The sequence below is a fragment of the Bacilli bacterium genome (genome assembly GCA_036381315.1).
GTDB lineage: Bacteria > Bacillota > Bacilli > Paenibacillales > KCTC-25726 > DASVDB01.
Genome location: DASVDB010000052.1, coordinates 21771 through 45025 on the forward strand (window position 1 = coordinate 21771; position 23255 = coordinate 45025).

A 23255-nucleotide genomic window follows, 5' to 3' on the forward strand; every position below is an offset into this window, starting at 1 on the left:
CAAGGCACCTCCAAACTAGGCTTCAGCATTCCCACCGAAGTGTCGCCGCGATGGCGAAAACCCGCCTTCAGTATAACACATGCCGGCAAAAGGTTACACGCCGCCGTATTTGAACAACGTGCTGATGGAACCGCCTTCAATGATGATCTTGATCGCATTCGACAACAACGGCGCCATCGAAATGACTTTAAAACGGTCCGGATGCACCTTGGGCAAGGCGATCGAGTCGGTGACGACCAGTTCCTTGATGGCCGGATGGTCCAGTTTTTCCAATGCGGGCGGGGAAAAAACGGCGTGCGTGGCGCATATGTATACGTCTTCCGTTCCTTTCTCCTTCAGGCCTTCGACCACGTTGATGATGGTCGTCCCGGTGTCGATCATATCTTCGATAATGATTGGCGTGCGTCCTTCCACTTCGCCAATAATATGGGTGATAACCGATTTGTTATGTTCCGGGCGTTTTTTGATCATGATGGCGAAAGGCGAATCAAGTGTACTCGCCAAACGTTCCGCCGTGGTGGCGCGGCCGGCATCGGGAGAAACGACAATCGGGTTCGGAATATTCTTTTTGCGGATATAGTCGCTGATCAAATCCAGCGCGGTCAGATGATCCACCGGAATATTGAAGAAACCCTGGATCGCCGGTGCATGCAAATCGATCGTAATCACGCGATCCGCTCCGCAGGTGGTCAACACGTCGGCGACCATTTTGGCCGAAATCGGTTCCCGCGGAGAAGATTTCCGTTCCTGGCGCGAATAGCCGTAATAAGGAATGACCAGGTTGATGGTACGGGCGGAAGCACGCTTGGCGGCGTCGATCATGATCAGCAATTCGACGAAATGTTCGTTAATCGGGTGCGACAGCGATTGGACAAGAAAAACGTCGCAATTGCGAATCGACTCCTGATAATGGCAATAAATTTCGCCGCTTTTGAAGCGCGACAGCTTGATTTTGCCCATTGGCTGGTTCAATTGTTCACAAATATGTTCGACCAACTGTGGATTCGAAGATCCCGAAAATATCCGCAATCTGTTGAATGACATGATTATCCTCCTAGGCATGATGTGACCCTGCATGGAGAACAGCCCATAAAAAATTTGCTGCCTCCATTATAACCGACAGATTTCTTTTTTCCAAAAAGGCGAATCGAAACACCAAACGAACGCATTTTTTTGCTTTAACGGAATTTCCCCTGCGGCTTCAGAACGTGTCTTGCCGTCAGTTCGGCGATGATGTCGTCCAGCGGCAGCTTTCTTTCCCTTAGCAGCACAAGCAGATGGAAAATCAGATCGCTGACTTCAAACCGCAGTTCATCGTTGTCGTTATTTTTCGCCGCGATGATGGTCTCGGCGGTTTCCTCACCAACTTTCTTCAAAATTTTGTCCAGGCCTTTTTCAAACAAATAGGTGGTATAGGCGCCCTCCGGACGCTCCGCTTCCCGTTCGGCAATCAGCGACTCCAACTGCGCCAGAATGCCGAATCGCTCCTGCGAAGCAACCGTTCGCCCGCGATCGTTTTCCGTCGCCGCCGGATGTTTCGCGGCGTCCGCTTCCGTTCGCGCGCCGGTTGCCTTATCCTCCGCTTGCGGGAAAAGCTGCCGGTAAAAGCAATGCCTGCGGCCGGTATGGCATGCGGGGCCATTCGGCACAACTTGCACAAGCAGCGTATCGGCATCGCAATCATAGCGGATTTCCCGCACGGACTGCGTATGTCCGCTCGTTGCGCCTTTATGCCACAATTCGGAGCGCGAGCGGCTCCAAAACCATGTTTCCCCGGTCGCCACCGTCCGCTCAAGCGACTCGCGGTTCATATAGGCGAGCATCAGCACGTCTTTGCTGACGGCGTCTTGCACAACCGCGGGAATCAGCCCTTGCGGGTCCCATTTGATCTGGTCCAGTATTGCGCCCATGTTATCCGACACGGATTTCCACTCCTTTATCGCGCAGATGGGCTTTTACTTCGCCCACCGTCAATTCCTTATAATGAAAAATGGAAGCGGCCAGGGCCGCGTCCGCGCAACCATCGGTAAACACATCCAAAAAATGTTCCTTTTTGCCGGCGCCGCCGGAAGCGATGACCGGTATTCCGACCGACTGCGAAACCGCTTTTGTGAGCGGGATGTCGAAGCCGTTTTTGGTTCCGTCGGCGTCCATGCTGGTCAGCAAAATTTCCCCGGCGCCAAGCCGCCAAGCCTGTTGCGCCCATTCCAGCGCCTTGATGCCGGTAGCCGTCCGCCCGCCATGGGTCACGACTTCCCAGGTTCCCCACGCCTCGTTAAACCGCGCGTCGATCGCCACCACAACGCATTGCGAGCCGAAACGTTTCGCGCCGTCCGCAATCAGTTGCGGGTTTTTCACGGCGGCCGTGTTTACGCTGATTTTATCCGCGCCGGCGCGCAAAATCCGCTTCATGTCAGCGACAGTGGAGATGCCGCCGCCCACCGTAAACGGGATCGTGATTTCGCCCGCCGTTTTTTTTACGACCTCCACCATCGTCTCGCGCCCTTCATGGGAGGCGGATATATCGAGAAACACCAATTCGTCCGCGCCCTCCCGGTCATAAAGAGCGGCGAGTTCCACCGGATCGCCGGCGTCTTTCAGATTCACGAACCGGACGCCTTTGACGACGCGGCCTTCCTTGACGTCCAGGCAGGGAATGATTCGTTTTGCCAGCATTTCACTCACCCGCTTCCAACAATTCGATCGCTTCGGCCAAATCGATGCCGCCCGTGTACAGCGCTTTGCCGACGATGGCCCCCGCTACCCCGTCGTTCGCCCGGTTAAAGAGCGCCAACAGATCGTACGACTGGCTGACGCCGCCTGAGGCGATCACCGGTTTGCCGGCCGCCTTTGCCAAGGCGGCGATCGCTTCCACATTCGGACCCTGCATCATGCCGTCGCGGGAAATATCGGTGAAAATAAATGTTTCGGCCCCGATGGCGGCAAGCTCCCGGGCCAGTTGTTCCGCTTTAACTGTCGTCGTATCCAACCAGCCGCGCGTGGCGACGAAACCGTCGCGGCAGTCAAGGCTGATTGCCGTTTTATCGCCATAAAGCTGCAGCACCCGCTCGGTAAACGCCCGGTCTTCAATCGCCGCCGTACCGAGAATGACGCGGGAGACGCCCAGCGACAAGAGCCGCTCCACATCCGCCAGCGTGCGCAAACCGCCGCCTGCCTGCACGGGAATATCGACGCTTTTCACGATTTGCCCGATTAATTGGTCATTTACGGGCTTTCCCTGTTTCGCCCCATCCAGATCGACAAGATGCAGCCAACGAGCCCCCGCGCGCTGCCATTTCTTCGCCACTTCCGCGGGATCTTCCGAATATACCGTTTCCTTGCCATAATCTCCTTGCACAAGGCGAACGCATTTCCCGCCCAACATATCAATCGCCGGATAAATGGTAAATGTAGACAAACCGCGTACCTCCAAAAAGTTGATGGCTAAGCAAGCTTAAGAAAATTATGCAGCAGTTGCATGCCGATGCGGCCGCTTTTTTCCGGATGAAATTGCATGCCGTATACATGGTTTCGGCCAACGATGGCCGCCACCTGCTCGCAGTAATCCGTCGAAGCCAGCAGATCGGACGGATTATCCGGCACCACTTTGTATGAATGCACAAAGTAGACGTATCCCTCTTCCACTTCGTGCAGAAGCGGCGACCCGGCATGAAACTCAAGGCGGTTCCACCCCATGTGCGGCACTTTGCCAGCGCCTTTGAGGCGCACGACTTTTCCGGGGAGGAGCCGCAAGCCTTCATGCAGCCCGTGCTCCTCGCTTTGCGCGAACAATAGCTGCATCCCCAGGCAGATGCCCAAAAGCGGCTTGCCGGTGGCGGCAAACTTGCGCACGGTCGCATCAAGATTCTTCTCCCGCAAAAAACGCATCGCATCGCCAAAGGCGCCGACCCCCGGCAAAATGGCCGCCGCCGCGGCCAGAATCGCACTCTCGTCGGAAGTTACGGCAACGTCATACCCCAGGCGTTCGACCGCTTTCGTCACGCTGTGCAAATTGCCCATTCCGTAATCGATGACCGCAATCGACACCGCCTAGAGCACTCCCTTCGTGGACGGTACGCCCTGCACGCGCGGATCGATGCTGGTCGCTTCGTCAAGCGCGCGGCCCAACGCTTTGAAAATCGCCTCGACCATATGGTGCGTGTTGTCTCCGTAATGAACGATCACATGCAGCGTGATGCGCGCTTCCAATGCGAATTTCCATAAAAACTCTTTGACGAGTTCCACGGTAAAGCTGCCGACATTGGCGCTCGGGAACGCCGCCCGATATTCCAGGTGCGGGCGGTTGCTGATGTCGATTATAACCTGCGCCAACGCTTCGTCCATCGGCACAAACACGCTCGCGTACCGTTTGATCCCTTTCTTGTCGCCCAATGCCTGCTTGACCGTCTGCCCCAGACAGATGCCGATATCTTCCGTCGTGTGGTGGTCGTCCACCTCAATATCGCCGATGGCGTTCAGCTTCAGATCAAAGTGGCCGTGCTTGACGAACAAATCCAGCATATGGTTCAAAAAAGGCACGTCGGTTTCAATCTCGCTTTGCCCGGTGCCGTCGATGGCGAATGAAAGCTGAATATCGGTTTCTCCCGTTTTCCGGATTACGCTGGAAGCTCTTCTATTTTGTTCGCTCATGGCTATTCCCCTTCTTTCCGCAACGTATTGGGCATTTGCGCAAGTCTTGCCTGAATCGCCCTGGCGTGGCCTTCCAGGCCTTCATGCCTGGCCAGAAGCATAATGTCCGCGCCATTGGTTGCCAATGCCTGCGCGCTGTAATGGATAAGCGACATCTTTTTCACAAAGTCGTCGACGTTCAACGGCGAGGAAAAACGCGCCGTACCGTTGGTCGGCAGCACATGGTTCGGCCCCGCCAAATAATCGCCGACCGGTTCGGAACTGTACGGTCCCAAAAAGACGGCGCCGGCATTTTCGATTTGCCCGACCCATTTGAACGGATCGGCAACCAGCAATTCCAAATGCTCGGGAGCGAGCCTGTTTACGGTGCGAATCCCCTCCGCCATGTCGGCTGCGGTCAAAATCGCGCCGTATGTCTGAAGCGACTTTTCCGCGATCGCTTTGCGCGGCAGCGAATCCAGTTGGCGCGCCACTTCCCGCTTGACTTCCTGCGCCAGCTTCAGCGAATCCGTCACGAGGATCGCCGCCGCCATCTCGTCATGCTCGGCTTGCGACAACAAATCCGCCGCCACATACGCCGGGTTGGCCGAGTCGTCCGCCAGGACGACGATTTCGCTCGGACCGGCGATGCTGTCGATGGCGACCGCGCCGAAAACGTATCGTTTCGCCAGCGCGACGTAAATATTGCCGGGACCGACAATTTTATCGACCGGTTGAATCGTTTCCGTTCCGTAAGCGAGCGCGGCGATTGCTTGCGCTCCGCCAACCCGGTACATTTCCCGCACGCCCGCTTCCGCCGCGGCAACCAAAATATACGGATTGATGCCCGCCGCGCCCGCCGTCGCCGGCGGCGTCACCATGACGATTTCCTGCACGCCGGCCACTTGCGCCGGAATTACGTTCATCAACACGGTTGATGGATAAGCGGCTTTGCCGCCGGGGACATACACGCCTACGCGGCGCAGCGGGCGGATGATTTGGCCCAAAGCCGTGCCGTCCTGCTGCCAATCCATCCAGGAAACGCGCTTTTGCCGTTCATGGTACGCGCGTATATTGGCCGCGGCTTTGCGGATCGCCGCAAGAAACGGCGCGTCGACTTGCGCATACGCCGCTTCAATTTCTTCATTGCTAACCCGCAGTTGATTGATTTTGACCTTGTCGAACTGTTCCGCATAACGGATCAGGGCGCCATCGCCTTCCGCCCGGACGGTTTCGATGATTTCCCGTACCATGCGGTTTTGCTCGGGCGATCCGTACTCCACTTTTCTCGCCTGCGAAAACTCGGCAGCTTTCACAATGCGCATCTCCCGCACCTCCTTTGCCTTCCGTTTAAACTTGTACAGGAATCACATGTTGCAGCAAATCGCACAATTCCTGAATCCGTTCGTTTTTCATCCGGTAGCTGACCCGATTGGCAATCAGGCGGCTTGTGATCGAGTGGATCTGTTCCAGTTCCACCAATCCGTTTTCCTTAATGGTCTGCCCTGACTCCACCATGTCGACAATGCGGTCGGCCAGCCCGATCAGCGGCGCAAGCTCGATGGAACCGTTCAGCTTGATCACTTCCACTTGCTGTCCCTTCTCGCGAAAATATCGGGATGCCACATTGGGATATTTGGTGGCGACCCGGGGATTCAGCACCGGCTGCCAATCCGGCAGACCGATGACCGACATGCGGCAGCGGGCGATCTGCAAATCAAGCAATTCGTATACGCGCCGATTTTCCTCCATCAATACGTCCTTGCCGGTTACCCCGATATCCGCCGCGCCGTATTCGACATAGGTCGGCACATCCACCGGCTTCGCCATGATGAACTCAATGCCGGCTTCGGCAAACGGCAAAATCAGTTTGCGCGTATCGTCCAGATCGTCCGGCAGCGGCAACCCGGCATCCCGGAACAACTTTGCCGCCTGTTTGTATATTCTTCCCTTCGGCATTGCCACTTTCAATAAATCCCGCGGCATGCGCGCACCTCCCCTGCTGTCCTCGCGCTTTTACACAAACGTCCAAATCTCCTCGTACCATTTGCCGGCATATTGCCCGCCGGTTCCGCCATTCGGCGCGGAGGCGGCGCTTTCTTTGTCCGCAACGCGCAGCGTTTCCACCATGTAGCCGCCGCGCGACCGCAATTCGCCAGCCGTTTGGAACGCCTTTTCCCGGTTGTCTGCCGTATACAAAATAAGGGCGCGGATATGGCTTTGCGCCGGAATGTCGGCAACCTGCATCATGCGGTTTGTCTCCAGGGCAAATCCGGTTGCCGGAGCCGGGCGGCCAAACTGCGTCAGCAGATTGTCGTATCTGCCGCCGCTTAACACGGGCGAACCGATTCCGGCGGCATAGCCTTCCATGACCATACCGGTATAATAAGAAAAATTCCCGCTCATCGTTAAGTCGATTGTGATATGCTCGCACACCCCGTAAGCGGCAAGCACGGCCCACACTTCGCACAGGTGGCGCAACGCCGCTTTGGCCGTCGCGCTCTCCGTAATTTCTTCCGCTTGTCCGCAAATTTCCCGGCCGCCGCGCAGCCGCAGGATGCCTTCCAGCTCGGCGTATGCCTTATCGTTCATGTTGAAACGGCGCAAAGCGGCGCGGTATCCGACAAAGTCGCGGTTTTGCAGCGCCTCTTTCAATTCGGCTTGCTCCGTTTCCCGGCCCGGCAACAGCGACGCCAGCAACCCGTTTAAAAATCCGACGGAGCCAAGCGCGATTTTAAATTTTTTCACGCCGGCAGCCTGTAAAGAAGCGATGGCCAACGCGACCATTTCCGCGTCCGCCTCCGGCGAAGCGTCGCCGACCAATTCGACGCCCGTTTGCACAAACTCCGAATCGCGTCCGGCTTCTTCCTCAATCGCCCGAAACACCGAAGCGTGATAAGACAGACGCAAAGGAAGCGGTTCATCCTTCAACAGCGACGCCACAACCCGGGCAATCGGAGCCGTCATATCGGAACGCAGCACGAGCGATGTGCCCCTGTTGTCCAAAAGCTTGAACAATTTATTGTTTGCCGTCGAGCTGGCCAGCCCAACCGTATCGTAATACTCCAATGTCGGAGTCATAATTTGCGTATAGCCCCACCGCTGCATGCACGCCAGCACCTGATGCTCGATGTGGCGCAGCTTCTCCACGGCTGCGGGAAGGAGATCCTTCATTCCCGGCGGCTTTTCGAAAACTTTGGGCAAAGACATGAAAGACACCTCATCGCGCTTTAGTATGCTACCATACTACCAAACTAAAGTAAGAGTACCGTTATTCTAGCATGAATGAGCAAACGCGTCAAATGGCGATGAAACGATTTGTGGAAATAAGCGAAATGCGGCACAATAGAAACAAACAAGTAAACGGCACACCCCGCTTTTGGGAGGAATGCGGCATGCCCAAAACGATTTTGTACGGTGCAATGGCCGGCATAATCATTGTGCTGCTGGCCTTGGGCTCTTATCTATATGTAAAAAAAATGTCCGAAAATGCGCAAAATCCGCCCGCGAAGGCCACGCCAACCACGCCCGCCGCAACTTCGCCGACGCCTTCCGCTCCCGCGCCGAAAACGCCGGAGCCCGATCCAATTGCGGCAATCATGTCCGCTTTAACCCTGCAGCAAAAAATCGGGCAAATGATCATGCCCGCGGCCGTGACGGCAAACGGCGCGCTCGCTCCTTCGTTTGCCGCCGATCTGGCAAAATACGGCTATGGCGGCGTCATCCTGTTTCGCGACGATATGCCCGATTTGCCGAAAACAGTCGCACTGACCGACGCAATCGGCAAAGCCGCCGGCGCGCTGCCGCCGTTTATCGCCACCGATCAGGAAGGCGGCAGCGTGTACCGGCTTACTTTCGGCACAAGCCTGCCAGGCAACATGGCGCTTGGCGCGGCACATTCCCGGTCAGGCGCTTACGCCGCCGGCAGCCTGATCGGCGAGGAACTGTCCGCTTTGGGAATCAATACGGATTTTGCCCCGGTGCTTGACGTTAACAACAATCCGGACAATCCGGTGATCGGCGTCCGGTCGTTCGGCGCCGATCCGCAGTTGGTCGCCAAGTTGGGCTCGGCGGAAATTCAAGGCTTGCACGCTTCCGGCGTAATCGCCGCGGCCAAACATTTTCCCGGGCATGGCGACACGGACGTCGATTCGCACCTGGGCCTGCCTGTCATTCCTTACGACAAATCAAGATTGGAGAAAATCGAGCTCATCCCGTTCAAAAGCGCCATCGCACATGGCGTCGACATGATCATGGCCGCGCATATTACTTTCCCGGCGCTGGAGCAAACGACGGTTGTTTCCCGATTGGACGGTTCCAGGATTACTCCCCCCGCTTCGCTGTCGCATGCCGTGCTTACCGATCTGTTGCGCCACGAATTGGGCTACGAAGGCGTGATCGTGACGGACTCGCTGCAGATGAAAGCCGTAACCGACCACTTCGGCAGTGAACAGGCGGCCGTCATGGCCGTGCAGGCGGGGGCGGATCTTTTGTTGATGCCGCAAAACCCCGGCGATCTCGTTGCCAGACTTATGCAAGAAGTCAAGAGCGGCGCCATACCCGAAAGCCGGATTGACGAGTCGGTCCGCCGCATTTTGACCTTGAAGGAGAAATACGGATTATTCGCCACCGCCGGGCGGCAAACGCCCCTCACGGAAAAAATCGCACAAGCGCAGGCGAAAGTCGCCTCGCAAGCGCACCGGCAAACCGCGCAAAAGCTTGCCGAAAACGGCGTGACGTTGGTGAAAAACGAACGGAACACGCTGCCTTTTACTGTTCAAGACAACGCCCGCCTCCTCATCCTCGCTCCGGACAACGGAACGCTGCAGACGATGCGGCGGACGGTTGCGCAACTTCTGCCGGACGGCCATGTGCGGATCGACGCATTTTCATACGCCGGCCTGGCGCAAATGACGCCGGACATGCGGCAAGCTGCCGCCCGTTCCGACTATGTGCTCATGGCCACGAGCAATTTGACGAAAGCGGGCAAAAGCGGCCGATTTGCCGCCGATGTTGTCAGCGGCATGCGGGCGCAAGCCAACAGGCTCGCCGTGATGGCGTTGGACAGCCCGTACGATTTGGCCTACATTCCGAATGCGCCCGCTTACCTGGCCATCTACGGCAGCGTCGCCAACGTGAATCTGGATGCCGGATTGCGTGCGGTGTTCGGGAAGTACAACCCGACCGGCAAATTGCCGGTGTTCATCCCCGACCGCCTGCACGGCGGCAACCTTTATGAAATCGGCGCCGGTCTTTCCTATTAAACGCTTAATATTCTACCGGATGCTTGATGTAATTCCCGCCGGTGACAACATACAGCTTGTATGCGTTTGCGCCGGGAATGTCGAACATTTCATAACTGTCGCAGCCCATGCAATACTTATACGGATTTTGGTCGGTGATAAAAAAAACCACATTCCATCGCCAATCCGGCTTCAACGGAATGATGAGCGTTTCTGCCACCGTTTCGTGCCCCATAATGGCAACCGCAAAGGAAACATGCAGCAGCCCTTTGGTTTTGGTCCGCATCGGCTCTGTGGCGCCGCGCTTATTACGCGAAAACGCCTGATCGTCAAACTCCCTTTCGTGTTTGCCGTCCGTCGCTTCGACCCGCAACGTATATGCGGCAAATGCGCTTGGCTGTTTTGTGAAGGTGATTTCGGCCCGGTCCTGATGTTGCCGATATAACATTGTCAGGACAAGCAAAAACGAAATTGCCCAAAAGGCGTAATAGTAAAATTTCCGGATCCTCATTCCCGAGCCTCGCTTTCTCCCGGCCATTATCCGTTAAAACTCCCGGCATAACCGCAAATACCGCCGCAGCAGTTCGGCGGCGTCCGTTACATCCGCCGTTTTCGGCAGCTCGTCATGATCCGCGCAGACGGCGCATTTATAATGCGGGTCAATGGCATAATGGCGTACGCAAACCGGTTTGCGGGGGCCGTCCGCCAACACATATCCGTTCCGTTCTTGGCGAAACCAAAACGCATCAAGCGGCAAGGCGAGCCCACGCCCATCCAGCTTGATGTAACTTTCCTTCAGCGTCCAAATATCGAAAAAATAGTCCGATCTGTCCGCCTCCGGCAGTTGCCGCAAAGCGGCGGCCTCTTCAGCGGCAAAAAAACGTTCGGCGATCTGAAAACGGATCGGGCGCACCCGTTCGATATCGACGCCGACCGGAAAGCGGGCAAATGCGCAAACGACCCAGCAGCCGGAATGGGAAACATTAAAATGAAATGTCCCCGCTTCGGCAAGCGCAGGCTTTCCGTGCGCATTCGCAGTAAAGCGAAGCGAGGAAGGCGCTTTCGAAAGACATAATGACGCCTGCATCCGGACAGCGGCATCGCCGATCAGGGAACGCAGCCTGTCGGCTTCTTTTTTATACCGCAAAATCCGTTCGCGTCTTGCTGCCGGCAGCGTTTGCAGGCAACTTTGCACAAGCTCGGCGCCGAAACGCAAATCCGGTTCGCATTTGATGGCCACTATCCGCATCGTTTAGCTTCCTTTTTCAGACAGGTTTTCACGGATTACGGTCAGCGGATTGCCCGCCACGAACGAGCCGGCGGCAACGTCTTTATGCACAACGGAGCCGGCGCCGACAACAGCGTTATCGCCGATTACAACGCCGGGCAAAATGGTGCAGTTGGCCCCGATCATCACGTTGGAGCCGATATGCACTTCCCCGAGCCGGTATTCACGGATTAAATACTCATGCGCGAGGATCGTGGTATTATAGCCAATGATCGTATTCCGCCCAATATGTATCAACTCGGGATAAAACACATCAACCATTGTCATCAGCGCGAACGCCGTGTTCTCCCCCACTTTCATACCCAGCGCATGCCGATACAACCAATTTTTCAGGCGCAAGGACGGTGAATAGCGGCAGATTTGCACGATGATAAAATTTTTTATGGCTTTCCACAAACTGACCGTTTTGTAGATTTGCCAGAGCGAATTCGGTCCTTCAACCGGGTAACGGCGGGTGTTTCTCATCGCTTTTGCTCCACAAACGAAAACCGCGAAACGATCGGATCCAGATAGCGCTCCTTGGCGAGCCCGCTCTTGCGGCGCCATACAATCAGCGCAATTGCCGCAATGATCAGCAAAACAGCCAGCAATTGGGAGATCCTGACGTTCCCGTAATACATAATACCCGGCTCAAACAAGAGGCGCATCGGCGACCATAATGCCTGCATCAATCCGGCCAACCAGTCGGGTCCGGTAAACGCCAGACTATCCGTGCGCAGGCCCTCGACAAAAAAGCGGCCAAGCGAATACCAGATGATGTAACTGAAAAACAGTTCGCCGGAGCGCAAAAACGGCCGGCGGCGCAAGTAGAACAAAATCAGCAACCCAGCGATATTCCACACGGACTCATATAGAAACGTCGGATGGTAGTACGTCCCGTCAATATTCATTTGCTTTACGATAAAATCGGGCAGATGCAGCGTATGGCGCAAAAACGCTTCGCTTACCGGGCCGCCGTGCGCCTCCTGATTCATGAAATTGCCCCAGCGGCCGATGATCTGGCCGATGATCAAACTGGGCGCGCAAATATCGACGATGCGCCAGAAGTTATAGCCTTTTCTCCGAACATAAAAATAACCGGCAACGACGGCGCCGATCAGCGCGCCATAAATGGCGATTCCGCCGTGCCATATTTTGAACACCTCGGCCAGATTGTTGCGATAGTCCTGCCATGAAAACGCGACATAATAAATCCGGGCGCCGATGATGGCGGAAGGGGCGCCAATCAACAACAAGTCCATGAAGAAATCCTGATGAATGCCGAAACGCTTGCCTTCGCGAATCGCCAATAACAGCCCGGCCAACGCCCCTATGCCCAAAATGATGCCGTACCAGCGAATTTCAATCAGGCCAAGGGTTAGCGCAACCGGGTTCAAATGGGAAGCCAGATCATGCATTGCCAAAACTCCCAACTATAATTGGTCTATTCAAATTCATCCAATTCTTCATTGATTGTTTCCGTCAATTTGTTCGTAAACTGCAGCGCGGCGTTAAAGCCCATTCTTTTCAGCCGGAAATTCATCGCGGCAACCTCGATGATGACGGCAAGGTTGCGCCCGGGGCGCACGGGAATGGTCACAAGCGGCAAATCCGTGTCTATGATTCTTGTCGTCTCTTCATCGATCCCTAAACGGTCATACATTTTGTCTTCCTGCCAGGTTTCCAATTTGATGACCAATGTGATTTTTTTCTCGCTGCGAATCGCACCCGCGCCAAAAAGCGTCATGACGTTAATAATGCCGACGCCGCGAATCTCCAGCAAATGTTTGATCAGTTCGGGAGCGTTTCCGAGCAGGACGTTGTCCGCGGTTTGGCGAATTTCCACGGCGTCATCGGCAATTAAGCGATGGCCTCTCTTCACCAGTTCCAACGCGGTTTCGCTCTTGCCGATCCCGCTTCCGCCGATAATTAAAATCCCGACGCCGTACACATCGACCAATACGCCATGAATCGTCGTTGTCGGAGCCAGCCTGTTTTCCAGGAAGCTGGTAATTCTGCTGGCCAAAATCGTTGTGGCCACCGGGCTGCGCAATACCGGAAACTCGCGCCGTTCCGCCGTTTCCAGCAGTTCGGGCGGCACATCCTGCCCCCTGCTGATCAAGACGCACGGGGTTTCCTCTTCACACAGCTTGGACATTCTTTCCCGCTTTGCCGCCGAGCTCAACGTTTCCAAAAACGTCAATTCGGTTTTCCCCAATATTTGGATGCGTTCTTTCGGATGATAATTGTAGTAACCGGCGATCTCCAACCCCGGCCGGTACAAATCAGCTACGGTAATCGGGCGCTTTAATCCGGATTCGCCGCACACGACTTCCAGATTGAATCGTTGTACGAGCTCGGACACTTTCAACTTTTTCGGCATCCATTCATTCCCCTTTTTCCGCAGATGATTTCAATTTGCCCCATAATGTATTCATCGTAAAGCAATTGGCAATTGAAATCAATATGAAGAAGCAGGCCGGCGATTCATCGCCGGCCTGCTTCGGTTGATGCCCGGTAACGCTTATCTCTCATTCTCCGTAGAAAATGGACTTTTCCGTTTCCTTGTCAAAGACGTGAATCTTGTTCATATCGAGCGCCAGTTTCACGTTCGTTCCTTCTTTCAAACCTGCGCGGCCGTCAACACGGGCGATAATCGTATCTTTGCCGACGCCGTTGATGTACAGGAACATTTCGTGGCCCAGGTTTTCGGCAACTTCGATGAACACGTTCACGACGCTTTGCGGAGAAGCTTCCAGGAAGATCGGCTCCTGATGAATGTCCTCCGGGCGGATGCCCAGGATGACTTCCTTATTGGCGTAGCCTTTTTCCCGCAGTGTAGCGGCTTTCCCTTCCGGAATCGGAACGGAAATGCCTTCCGCTTTGAACAGCAGTTGGCCGGCGCTTTCCTGCAGTTGGCCGTTAATGAAGTTCATCGCGGGCGATCCAATGAAGCCGGCGACGAACAGGTTAACCGGATAGTTGTAAACATCTTCGGGAGATGCAGCCTGTTGAATAACGCCGTCTTTCATAATAACGATACGGTCGCCCATCGTCATGGCTTCCGTTTGGTCGTGGGTAACGTAAATGATCGTCGTTTCCAGACGTTTGTGCAGTTTGCTGATTTCGGCGCGCATCTGTACGCGCAATTTCGCATCCAGGTTGGACAACGGTTCGTCCATCAGGAACACTTGCGGTTCGCGCACAATCGCGCGGCCCAAGGCGACACGCTGGCGCTGACCGCCGGACAACGCTTTCGGTTTGCGATCCAGCAAATGCTCGATATCGAGAATTTTGGCCGCTTCGCGAACGCGGCGGTCGATGTCGGCCTTTTTAAATTTGCGCAATTTCAAACCGAAGGCCATGTTTTGATAAACGTTCATATGCGGATACAAGGCGTAAGACTGGAACACCATCGCGATATCGCGGTCTTTCGGGGCAACATCGTTCACAAGGCGGTCGCCAATGTACAGTTCGCCTTTGGAGATTTCTTCCAGGCCGGCAATCATCCGCAAAGTTGTGGATTTGCCGCAACCGGACGGACCTACGAGAACAAGAAACTCTTTGTCCTTAATTTCCAGGTTGAAATCGGAAACGGACGGCGTTTCGGAACCCGGATAAATTTTATAAACGTTGTTCAAGCGCAATCCTGCCATACAACTCTCCCCCTAAACAGTGAAATCTTCCATATCTATCTTACTCCACCCCGGCATGAAAGACTATGCACATTCCTTACAAAAATCGCCGCCGCATTTTCGTTACTTTGTACAATGCCTGCGAATCCGCTTTGCGAATACGCTTGATGCACATAACGGAGAGGAAAGCTATACCGTATGCTTCGCCGCCTTGATCAGCATCAGCGCCAGTTTCACCAGCACCGCGTCACTGAAAATCCGAACATCCATGCCGATTTCCTGTTTGAGCCGGTCGAGCCGGTACAACAGCGTGTTCCGGTGTATGTAAAGCGTTTTCGCCGTCTCGCTTACGTTGCAGTTTAATTCGAAAAACTGCTCGAGTGTTTTCAACATTTCGCTATCCAGGACATGATCGAGGTTTTTCCAAACACGCTCGATATAGCGCTCCTTTTCCCGTTCCGGCACAGCATTGAGCAACCGGTCCAGGACGAGTTTCCAGGGAAGATGGACGTTCGCGCCAAGATGGAACGATTTGCCCAGACTGATAGATTCCCGCAGCTCGGCAATGACGGACAGCAATTTTTTGGCCGGCACAAACGGGTACGAAACGGCCACATGGCAATCTTCGCCCCATTCGCTGATCATCATTTCGTACAAACCCTGGGCAAGCTCTTGCAGCGATTCTTCCAGGCGCAAAAGTTCTTCACCCGGATTCGCGTCCGTCTCGTCGGAAGCATCGATGATTTCCGGCGGACCGAGAATGAGCCATTCCATATCTTTGAGCGGAATAATCGTCACTTCCGCGGCAAAGTAAGATTCCAGCAATGCGGGCAAACTTTCGCTTTTCGCATGTTTTTGTTCCGATTCTCCCACCACAAGCAAAAGCGGCACTTTGGACGCGTAAAAAGCCGAAACCGAACGGTAGCACTCCGGCAGTTCGGCGGCGATATTTCCCGCTTCAAGATGATCGTTTATCCATTCGCGCAGTTCGGCAAATTTCCCGTCATCCCGCCGGCGGAAAAACTGCCATTTTTCCCGGGAAGAGCGATGCGCCGTAAGGGCCATGGCAATGAGCCGCTTTTCCGTTCGGGTCAACAGCGCTTCATTGATAGCCAACGTTTGCAACGTTTCGTCATGTTCCGGCTGCAGATAAAAATGAGTTGTGGAATCGATGGTGACAAACTCCCCGCCGGTCGGATCGGATAAACGCTTCCATTCTTTCAGCGGAATGTGCCCGTAGGCAAAACGCATATCCAGCAATCGTTCGAGCTCATTTTTTACCTGTTCCCAATCCATATGTCCTCCTAAAGCGCAAAAACCTTTCATCTATTGTAGCATAATTGGGATAAAAGCAAACGATTCGGCAAAAACTGTGGAAAACGCAATCTTCCGAGGGGGAATCACGATTTCCACTTTTACACTACGGTACGGAAGAGGCGAGGTTGCATTCACGCTTCCGCCGGAAATTCACGCGGAGACGATCATGTACCGCGCGGAAACGGCGGGCGATGCAGGACAAACGATCCGCCATGCGCTGGCAAACCCGATCGGAACGCCCAGGCTGGCCGATATCGCGCGCGGGAAAAAGAATGCGGTCATCATCATCAGCGACGCGACGCGGTTAAATCCCAGCCATTTATTTTTGCCCGAACTGATCAACGAATTAAATTCGGCAGGCATTCCCGATCAGGCGATAAAAGTGATTGTTGCATTAGGCGCGCATCGCAAACAGTCGGAGGAGGAATTGCGGGCGTTGGCAGGCGATGCCGTTTTCAGCCGCGTGTCGGTGGAAAACCATTCCGCGCAAAGCGCGGATTGCACGCCGCTGGGAACGACTTCATTCGGAACGCCTGTCGAGATAAACAGCCAGGTGGTCCGGGCGGACATCCGCATATTAACCGGGAACATCGAGCCGCACCGTTTGGCCGGAATGTCCGGCGGCGTCAAAGCGCTTATGCCCGGAGTGGCCTCCGTGAAAAGCATTGAGCATAACCATTCGCTGTCGTTTCGCCAGCAAGCGAAAATCGGCCGCCTCGATAATCCGGTGCATGCGGATATGATGGAAACATTGCGGTTTTTGCCGGTTCACTTTTTGTTCAATACGGTGGCGGATCACGACAAACATTTGCTGTTTGCGGCGGCAGGCGACGTTGTGAAGGCGCATGAGGCGCTATTGCAAAAGGCGAGAGAGATGTTTATCGTCAAAACCGAAGCAAACTTTGATTTGGTGATCGCGTCCGCCGGAGGCCATCCGAAAGATATGCAATTGTATCAAGCCGCAAAATCGCTGCAAAACGCCGCGGCGCTTGCCAAACCGGGCGGCGCGATCGTTTTGGCCGCGCGCTGCGAGGAAGTGTTCGGCAACGGCACGTTGCAAACATGGCTGGAAACGATGCGGGATTTTCCGCAAATGTTGGCGGCGCTCAGCGAAAATTTTCGATTGGGAGCCCACAAGATCAGGCATATTGCCGAAATCGTCGCGCGGCACCGCGTATTTCTCTACTCCGATATTCCCTCGCCGCTTGTCCGGTTATGCGGGTTTGCGCCTGTGGCCGATTTGCCGGAAACGATTACCGAACTCGCCCACTCCGCCGGCAAAATCGCCGTTATGCCTTGCGCCGCATTGACCTTTCCGAATTAAAAAGGCAGCCTCGGTGGCTGCCCGGTAAAATGCCCTAAAACCCTTTATACTGCGGTTCTTCGTTTTCAATTTGTTGGACGCGCGATTCAATCTGCTGGCAAATCTGCTGCGTAGACTTCGCGGCATTTTCAAACAACGTTTTCGCTTCCTGGTTTTGGGTGTTCAGCGCGAATTGCTCCAGGCTTGCCTGGGCGCTTTTTAATGAAGCCACACATGTTTTGACTTGCGTTGCCACCGTCATTTTTTTCACCACCCTTCACCTTTTTAATATGGCGAGGCGGCCTAAAATTCATAAATGGAACATTCCGTCAGCCGAATCTTTCCGTGATCGCTCATAACCGCCCCGTTTGCTACAAATAATCAATGAAGAAGCGCTACCTTGAAGAAGGAGCAACAAGGAGGAGCAACATGGCCAATAACAAGAAAAAAAAGCTTACGCCCATTCAACAGGAATATCAGCAGTTTGCCAAAGCGCGCGAACCGTCGCGAACCGTGTGGAAAAACTGTTTTCGCGCCTTTATATCGGGAGGCGCAATCTGTGCGGTGGGGCAAGGAATTCAACAGTTTTTTATTACGTTTGCGGATTTTGACAAAAAAACGGCCAGCAGCCCGACAGTAGCCGTGCTGATTTTTATCTCGGTGCTATTAACCGGCTTTGGCGTATACGACAAATTCGCGCAATGGGCCGGCGCGGGTTCGGCTGTGCCGGTTACCGGGTTTGCCAATTCGATGGCGTCCGCGGCGATCGAACACCGCAGCGAAGGTTTGGTGCTCGGCGCCGCCGCCAAAATGTTCAAGCTGGCCGGCGCGGTGATTGTATTCGGCACCGTGACCGCTTTTATCGTCGGCATTGTGCATGCGATCATTAATCCCGGTTCAGTGGGAGGAGGATCCTGAAATGCTGAAGGGCCATCAAAGCTGGGTATTTCCAAATCGGCCTGTAATTATCGGCACGGCGACTGTCGTAGGACCTTTCGAAGGCCAGGGGCCGCTGGCGCATGCTTTCGACATCATCCACGGCGATTTGTCGCTCGGGCAAAAAAGCTGGGAAAAAGCGGAGAAAACGCTGCTGGAAGAATCGACAAAATTGGCGATTGAGAATGCCGGACTCACCGCCGGACAAATCCAGTTTTTTATCGGCGGCGACCTGATGAACCAGATTATCAGTACAACGTTCGCGGCGCGCACCATGAACATCCCCTATTTGGGCGTGTTCGGCGCATGTTCCACGTCCATGGAAAGCCTGGCGCTTGCGGCGCAGTTGGTCGACTCCGGCGCGGCGCGTTACGCGCTTGCCGCGACCACAAGCCATAATGCCAGCGCGGAAAAACAATTCCGCTATCCGACGGAATACGGCAGCCAAAAGCCGCCGACCGCCCAGTTTACCGTAACCGGCTCCGGCGCGGCGGTCGTAGCCGCCAAGGGCGAAGGCCCCGTTATTACAGCGGCGACCATCGGCAGAATTGTCGATATGGGAAGCAAAGATCCTTTCAATATGGGCGCAGCCATGGCGCCTGCCGCTGTCGACACCATCCAGGCGCATTTTCGCGATTTGCAAATCGAACCGAATCATTACGATCTGATCGTGACCGGCGATTTGGCCAAAGTAGGCCACGCCATCGCCAACGATCTGTTTGCCAAACACGGGTTTCCCATTTACCAAACCCAATATGACGACTGCGGAATGATGATTTACGATTTTACCAAACAAGATGTGCAAGCCGGTGCGAGCGGCTGCGGCTGTTCGGCAGTCGTTACATACGGCTACCTCTTGAAGAAATTGCGCAATAAAGAGCTCAATCGGATACTGGTTGTCGCAACCGGAGCGTTATTGTCGCCGATTTCTTTTCAACAAGGCGAAAGCATCCCGTGTATCGCGCACGCGGTCGCAATCGAGAATATGGAGGCGGGTGGTTGACATGATGCCTTACGTTTGGGCGTTTTTAATCGGAGGCGCCATTTGTGTGATCGGGCAAATTTGCTTTGACGTGTTTAAGCTCACTCCGGCTCACACGATGACAACTCTTGTCGTAGCCGGGGCCATATTGGACGGTATCGGCTTATACGATCCGCTAATCAATTTTGCCGGAGCCGGCGCATCCGTGCCGATTACGAGTTTCGGCAATGCGCTCGTGCACGGGGCGCTTGAAGAGTTGAAACGGGACGGCTGGATCGGCATTATTTCCGGGATTTTTGAAATCACTAGCGCGGGCATATCGGCGGCGATCATCTTTTCTTTTTTGGCGGCATTGGTGTTTAAACCGAAAGGGTAAAGAATTGGTCCGCATACGTAAAAACCGTCCGGTAAATTCGCCGGACGGTTCTTTATGGACAACCCCAATCGCTTGCGGCGTGTCGGGGGATCGCGCTTTGCGGAAAGCTCGCGATGTTTGTTCTGTGATGAGCCATGGAGGATTCGAACCTCCGACACCCTGATTAAAAGTCAGGTGCTCTACCGGCTGAGCTAATGGCTCGCAATGGTGGAGGGTGATGGATTCGAACCACCGAACCAGTGAAGGAACAGATTTACAGTCTGCCGCGTTTGGCCGCTTCGCTAACCCTCCAAACTAAAAGGCCAAATAGCTCGGGATAGAATTGATATGATTCCACAAGGAGCAAAAAATGGCGGAACTGACGGGATTCGAACCCGCGATCTCCTGCGTGACAGGCAGGCATGTTAGGCCTCTACACCACAGTTCCCTATTCTGATTTGCCGTTCTCATAGGCGGGATTCGCTCCGGAAAGTCAGCAACGTGAAATATAATACATTATTTTTAGCCGAATGTCCAGCGGGGATTGCGGATATGAACAAGAGGCAATGACCGGCCCGCCCTCCTGAAAGAACGTACCCTTGATCTGCCTGGAAATTCCGCGGTACCACCGCCGGGCGTAACCCGGGTAGCGCGAAGCCGAAACGATCTCCCGACGGGTTTACGCCGCGGCAGCCGGCCAGCTTGCCGGGCCGAATTTCTTTATTGGCTTGATGAATCCTGAATGAATACGCCTTCATGGCGGATGCGCCTCCTTTTGAATCTCAGCCGATTCCGATTGACGAATTGCAGCGAAAGCCGCGACAACCCCCGCCCAACCGTGTCGTCGCGAAAATGCCGCCGGACTTACGCATAACGCTCGATCCGGCGGCCTGTTTCCCCGCGATGCGGCTATGGCATGGGGGCGCTCCGTATTTTATTTTGCGAATAAATCGATTTATTGCTTGACGTTGAATTCGTCGATTTGTTTTTGCAGTTCCGCTTTGACATCTTCAATGCCCGCCGCCTTCAACTTATCGATGACCGTGTTGAATGCCTCGTCCACATTTTTGACGGCGCCGATATAGATCGGGTACATATACTGCGACGAAACGTTGGTAATATTCGCCATCTGCGTCTTCACGTTGTCGGCGTTGAAGGAAAAGGTCAAATATTTCGGAATAACCAGATTTTGCTTGAGTTGCTCCTGCAACTCGATATATTGCGGCGTCCAGTCAGCCATCGGCTTAAACTCGTTTTTGTTGGTGAACCAAAATCCGGCGGCATCCGGCGGATAATCGTTGTCCTTCGCCGAAACGCCCGGCGGCAGGCCGATCTTGCCGTCGTCCGTAATCACGTAGTTTTTGCCCTCGACGCCAAAATACACAAGGTAATTGTAAGACGGGTCTTCCATAATCAGATCCAGCGCCATCAACGCGCGTTCCGGATTTTTCGAGCTGGCCGGCACGGCCACCCCGTTGTTCATCGGACTGGCCAGTTTCTCCTTGCCGTTTGGCCACCATACCGGAATGATGTCGGTGGGAATGCCTTTGGACTGACACTGGCTCATAATGCTTTGCAAATCCTGGGTGTTGCCCAAAGCCACTCCGACTTTGCCTTCACAGAATTGATCCTTGCTGCGCACTTTGTTCGCATACGGGTTTTTAATGACATAGCCTTTGTCGTACCAGTCTTTCATGATGCCGGCGGCCCATTTTTCCGCACTGAGAATCGGTTCATCGATCTGGGAATAAATCTGGCCCGAATCGTCCGATTGTTCATATCCCACGCCAACCGCGGCGGCGTTGGTCGTCGCCAGATTGAAATAGCTTGTCTTTTCTTCCAGCAGATTGTAGAACGGCATCGGCAAATCCGTGTTCGAATCCATGGAAAGGGGAATCATTTCCGGATTGTTTTTCTTGAGGGCGGCAAAATACGGTTCCAACTCGGAAAACTTGTGAATTTCCGGGACATTGTATTTTTCGCGCAAATCTTTGCGAATCAACGCGGCCTGGACTTTCTTGTCCGGCGAAGAAGTCGGAATCATAAAATATTTGCCGTCAATCATCGTACCGTTCCAAATATCCTGGGAGGTCGCTTTCCAATGCCGCGGCATATACTTCTGCAACATCTCTTGCGTCAGCGGCATAAACGCACCTTTCGCCGCTTCCTGCGCGTAGAAGTTCCAGTCCGCCGTGTAGATCAAATCGATCGGCTCGCCGGAAGCTAGCAGCAGCGGATATTTCGACTGCAGGTTCCCCCAATCGATATAATTGATCTCCAACGTCGCATTGATATCCTTTTGCAATTTCTCGTTCACCTGCTTCAGGACGTCGGGCAGCCCTTGGGGCGCCGCGCCCAACAAGTACATCGTCAACTGGACCGGCTTTGAGGTGTCGATTCCGGATCCCTCACCTTCACCGCTTGCTTGTCCGGCGGCGCTTGCGTCATCCGAATTGGCGGAATTCGCCGTCTGGTTGTTATTCGCCCCATCGGCCGAACTGCCGCTATCGCTGCCGCCGCAACCGGCCAAGACGAGCGAGAACGTAATCAAGAACGCGAGCAATGCAATCGCGAATTTGCCATGCGCTTTCATCTGTAACCCCTCCTGATATGGTAATTATAAATATATAAATCCGGTTAAGCCGGCATTTATATCGTTATCCTTTGACCGCCCCGATCGTAATGCCTTTGACGAAGTATTTTTGCACGAACGGATAAACCAGCACGATCGGCCCGGTAGCCACCACCGTCATCGCCAACTTGAACGTTTCCTTGGGCAACTGCACATTTCCCATATGCTGTCCGAATTGACCCGAAACGTTCATCATCGACAGCATCTGATACAAGGTGTACTGCAACGGAAACATATTTTGGTGTTCAACGAACATCATCGGCGTCCACCAGTCGTTCCAGTACGCAAGCGCCATGAACAATCCAATGGAGGCCAAAGCCGGTTTCATGAGCGGAAACACGATCCGCAAAAAAATTCGCATATCGTTGGCCCCGTCTATTTTGGCCGATTCCACAACGGCATCCGGTATGGTCGATTTGATAAAGCTGCGCAAAATCAGGATGTAGATGACAAAATTAACTGCCGGACTCAAGATCAGCACCGAATAGCTGTTTTTCATATGCAGGTAGCGCACCAGCAAGATGTAGTACGGAGCCAATCCACCGTTGAACAAGGTCGTGAAAAACAGGTAGAAGGCCAGTCCGTTGCGGTATTTCACGTCTTTGCGGTACATCACGTAAGCGCCCATCGCGGAGAAAAACAACGCTGCCGCCGTTCCGACCACCGTAACGATAATCGACACTTTATAAGAGGTGAGTACTTCGCCCGGAGACCGAAAAATGAACTTGTACGCATCCAGCGAAAAATGCCGCGGTATCAGTGTGTAGCCGTGCACCAGGATGTGGCTTTCCGAAGACAGGGAGCTGTCCAACAAGACAACAAACGGTAACAGTGCGAACAGCGCCATGATCAGAATGACCGCGTGGAACATTATGGTTGCGAAGTCGTTTTTGGATGCAGCCTCCAATTTTTTCACCGCCTTTTTGCCCGGTTGGTTAAAAGAGCGCATAGTCTTT

General features: G+C 54.2%; 24 protein-coding genes and 3 tRNA genes. 5 read left to right on the plus strand and 22 right to left on the minus strand.

What is annotated here, in order from left to right; translation table 11 throughout:
* Positions 1-93: 93 nt before the first annotated feature.
* From VF260_03955 to VF260_03995, 9 genes are all read right to left on the minus strand, one after another.
* Positions 94-1044, minus strand: a complete 951-nt coding sequence (locus VF260_03955; GenBank protein ID HEX7056339.1) for a ribose-phosphate pyrophosphokinase — start codon at positions 1042-1044, stop codon at positions 94-96.
* Between the two features lie 134 nt (positions 1045-1178).
* Positions 1179-1910: a bifunctional phosphoribosyl-AMP cyclohydrolase/phosphoribosyl-ATP diphosphatase HisIE gene (gene hisIE, locus VF260_03960; protein ID HEX7056340.1), complete on the minus strand. Its 732-nt coding sequence runs from the start codon at positions 1908-1910 to the stop codon at positions 1179-1181.
* A 1-nt stretch (position 1911) separates the two neighbouring features.
* Positions 1912-2676: an imidazole glycerol phosphate synthase subunit HisF gene (hisF, locus tag VF260_03965; protein ID HEX7056341.1), complete on the minus strand. Its 765-nt coding sequence runs from the start codon at positions 2674-2676 to the stop codon at positions 1912-1914.
* Position 2677: 1 nt separating this feature from the next.
* Positions 2678-3418 carry a 1-(5-phosphoribosyl)-5-[(5-phosphoribosylamino)methylideneamino]imidazole-4-carboxamide isomerase gene (hisA, locus tag VF260_03970; GenBank protein HEX7056342.1) on the minus strand — a complete coding sequence of 247 codons (741 nt, stop codon included), beginning with the start codon at positions 3416-3418 and terminating at the stop codon, positions 2678-2680.
* Positions 3419-3444: 26 nt separating this feature from the next.
* Positions 3445-4047, minus strand: a complete 603-nt coding sequence (gene hisH / locus VF260_03975) for an imidazole glycerol phosphate synthase subunit HisH (protein ID HEX7056343.1) — start codon at positions 4045-4047, stop codon at positions 3445-3447.
* A gap of 3 nt (positions 4048-4050) precedes the next feature.
* Complete coding sequence (gene hisB, locus VF260_03980) at positions 4051-4650, minus strand: imidazoleglycerol-phosphate dehydratase HisB (GenBank protein ID HEX7056344.1); 600 nt, start codon at positions 4648-4650, stop codon at positions 4051-4053.
* Positions 4651-4652: 2 nt separating this feature from the next.
* On the minus strand, positions 4653-5954 hold the full coding sequence (gene hisD / locus VF260_03985; protein HEX7056345.1) for a histidinol dehydrogenase: 1302 nt from the start codon (positions 5952-5954) through the stop codon (positions 4653-4655).
* A gap of 25 nt (positions 5955-5979) precedes the next feature.
* Positions 5980-6615: an ATP phosphoribosyltransferase gene (hisG, locus tag VF260_03990; GenBank protein HEX7056346.1), complete on the minus strand. Its 636-nt coding sequence runs from the start codon at positions 6613-6615 to the stop codon at positions 5980-5982.
* A 30-nt stretch (positions 6616-6645) separates the two neighbouring features.
* Positions 6646-7839 carry an ATP phosphoribosyltransferase regulatory subunit gene (locus tag VF260_03995; protein ID HEX7056347.1) on the minus strand — a complete coding sequence of 398 codons (1194 nt, stop codon included), beginning with the start codon at positions 7837-7839 and terminating at the stop codon, positions 6646-6648.
* Positions 7840-8024: 185 nt separating this feature from the next.
* On the opposite strand from VF260_03995, the gene VF260_04000 reads away from it, so the two are divergent.
* Positions 8025-9893 (plus strand): glycoside hydrolase family 3 N-terminal domain-containing protein, encoded by a 1869-nt coding sequence (locus VF260_04000; protein ID HEX7056348.1) that lies wholly within the window; start codon positions 8025-8027, stop codon positions 9891-9893.
* A 4-nt stretch (positions 9894-9897) separates the two neighbouring features.
* Here the strand turns inward: VF260_04000 and VF260_04005 are convergent, their stop codons facing one another.
* The 7 genes from VF260_04005 to VF260_04035 all read right to left on the minus strand — a co-directional run bounded on the left by VF260_04005 (position 9898) and on the right by VF260_04035 (position 16070).
* Entirely contained in the window at positions 9898-10383 is a 486-nt protein-coding gene (locus VF260_04005) for a hypothetical protein (protein HEX7056349.1), read from the minus strand.
* A 33-nt stretch (positions 10384-10416) separates the two neighbouring features.
* The gene (locus VF260_04010; protein HEX7056350.1) at positions 10417-11121 is read right to left on the minus strand and encodes a 4'-phosphopantetheinyl transferase superfamily protein; all 705 of its coding nucleotides are present in this window, start codon (positions 11119-11121) and stop codon (positions 10417-10419) included.
* A gap of 3 nt (positions 11122-11124) precedes the next feature.
* Entirely contained in the window at positions 11125-11625 is a 501-nt protein-coding gene (locus tag VF260_04015; protein HEX7056351.1) for an acyltransferase, read from the minus strand.
* The gene (lgt, locus tag VF260_04020; protein HEX7056352.1) at positions 11622-12557 is read right to left on the minus strand and encodes a prolipoprotein diacylglyceryl transferase; all 936 of its coding nucleotides are present in this window, start codon (positions 12555-12557) and stop codon (positions 11622-11624) included. The genes VF260_04015 and lgt overlap by 4 nt, the downstream gene beginning before the upstream one ends.
* 26 nt (positions 12558-12583) lie before the next feature.
* On the minus strand, positions 12584-13522 hold the full coding sequence (gene hprK, locus VF260_04025; GenBank protein ID HEX7056353.1) for an HPr(Ser) kinase/phosphatase: 939 nt from the start codon (positions 13520-13522) through the stop codon (positions 12584-12586).
* A 148-nt stretch (positions 13523-13670) separates the two neighbouring features.
* A complete protein-coding gene (gene ugpC / locus VF260_04030; GenBank protein HEX7056354.1) occupies positions 13671-14795 on the minus strand; it encodes a sn-glycerol-3-phosphate ABC transporter ATP-binding protein UgpC in 1125 nt (374 codons plus the stop codon).
* Between the two features lie 168 nt (positions 14796-14963).
* Complete coding sequence (locus tag VF260_04035; GenBank protein ID HEX7056355.1) at positions 14964-16070, minus strand: helix-turn-helix domain-containing protein; 1107 nt, start codon at positions 16068-16070, stop codon at positions 14964-14966.
* 76 nt (positions 16071-16146) lie between these two features.
* Between VF260_04035 and larA the strand changes: the two genes are divergently transcribed.
* Positions 16147-17415, plus strand: coding sequence for a nickel-dependent lactate racemase (gene larA / locus VF260_04040; protein ID HEX7056356.1), 1269 nt, complete (start codon positions 16147-16149; stop codon positions 17413-17415).
* A gap of 34 nt (positions 17416-17449) precedes the next feature.
* On the opposite strand, the gene VF260_04045 is transcribed toward larA, so the two are convergent.
* The gene (locus VF260_04045) at positions 17450-17656 is read right to left on the minus strand and encodes a DUF1657 domain-containing protein (GenBank protein HEX7056357.1); all 207 of its coding nucleotides are present in this window, start codon (positions 17654-17656) and stop codon (positions 17450-17452) included.
* Between the two features lie 167 nt (positions 17657-17823).
* Here VF260_04045 and spoVAC point away from each other — a divergent pair, with 167 nt between their 5' ends.
* Genes spoVAC through spoVAE form a run of 3 tightly spaced genes read left to right on the plus strand, consistent with a single transcriptional unit; the run spans position 17824 to position 19688 of the window.
* Complete coding sequence (gene spoVAC / locus VF260_04050; protein HEX7056358.1) at positions 17824-18312, plus strand: stage V sporulation protein AC; 489 nt, start codon at positions 17824-17826, stop codon at positions 18310-18312.
* Between the two features lies 1 nt (position 18313).
* Positions 18314-19333, plus strand: a complete 1020-nt coding sequence (gene spoVAD, locus VF260_04055; protein ID HEX7056359.1) for a stage V sporulation protein AD — start codon at positions 18314-18316, stop codon at positions 19331-19333.
* Between the two features lie 4 nt (positions 19334-19337).
* Entirely contained in the window at positions 19338-19688 is a 351-nt protein-coding gene (gene spoVAE, locus VF260_04060) for a stage V sporulation protein AE (protein ID HEX7056360.1), read from the plus strand.
* Positions 19689-19816: 128 nt separating this feature from the next.
* Here the strand turns inward: spoVAE and VF260_04065 are convergent.
* The 5 genes from VF260_04065 to VF260_04085 all read right to left on the minus strand — a co-directional run bounded on the left by VF260_04065 (position 19817) and on the right by VF260_04085 (position 23170).
* Positions 19817-19889 (minus strand) — tRNA-Lys (locus VF260_04065).
* A gap of 4 nt (positions 19890-19893) precedes the next feature.
* A tRNA-Tyr gene (locus tag VF260_04070) sits at positions 19894-19979 on the minus strand.
* Between the two features lie 59 nt (positions 19980-20038).
* Positions 20039-20115 (minus strand) — tRNA-Asp (locus VF260_04075).
* A 507-nt stretch (positions 20116-20622) separates the two neighbouring features.
* On the minus strand, positions 20623-22260 hold the full coding sequence (locus VF260_04080; GenBank protein HEX7056361.1) for an ABC transporter substrate-binding protein: 1638 nt from the start codon (positions 22258-22260) through the stop codon (positions 20623-20625).
* 64 nt (positions 22261-22324) lie between these two features.
* A complete protein-coding gene (locus VF260_04085; GenBank protein HEX7056362.1) occupies positions 22325-23170 on the minus strand; it encodes a carbohydrate ABC transporter permease in 846 nt (281 codons plus the stop codon).
* Positions 23171-23255 lie beyond the last annotated feature (85 nt).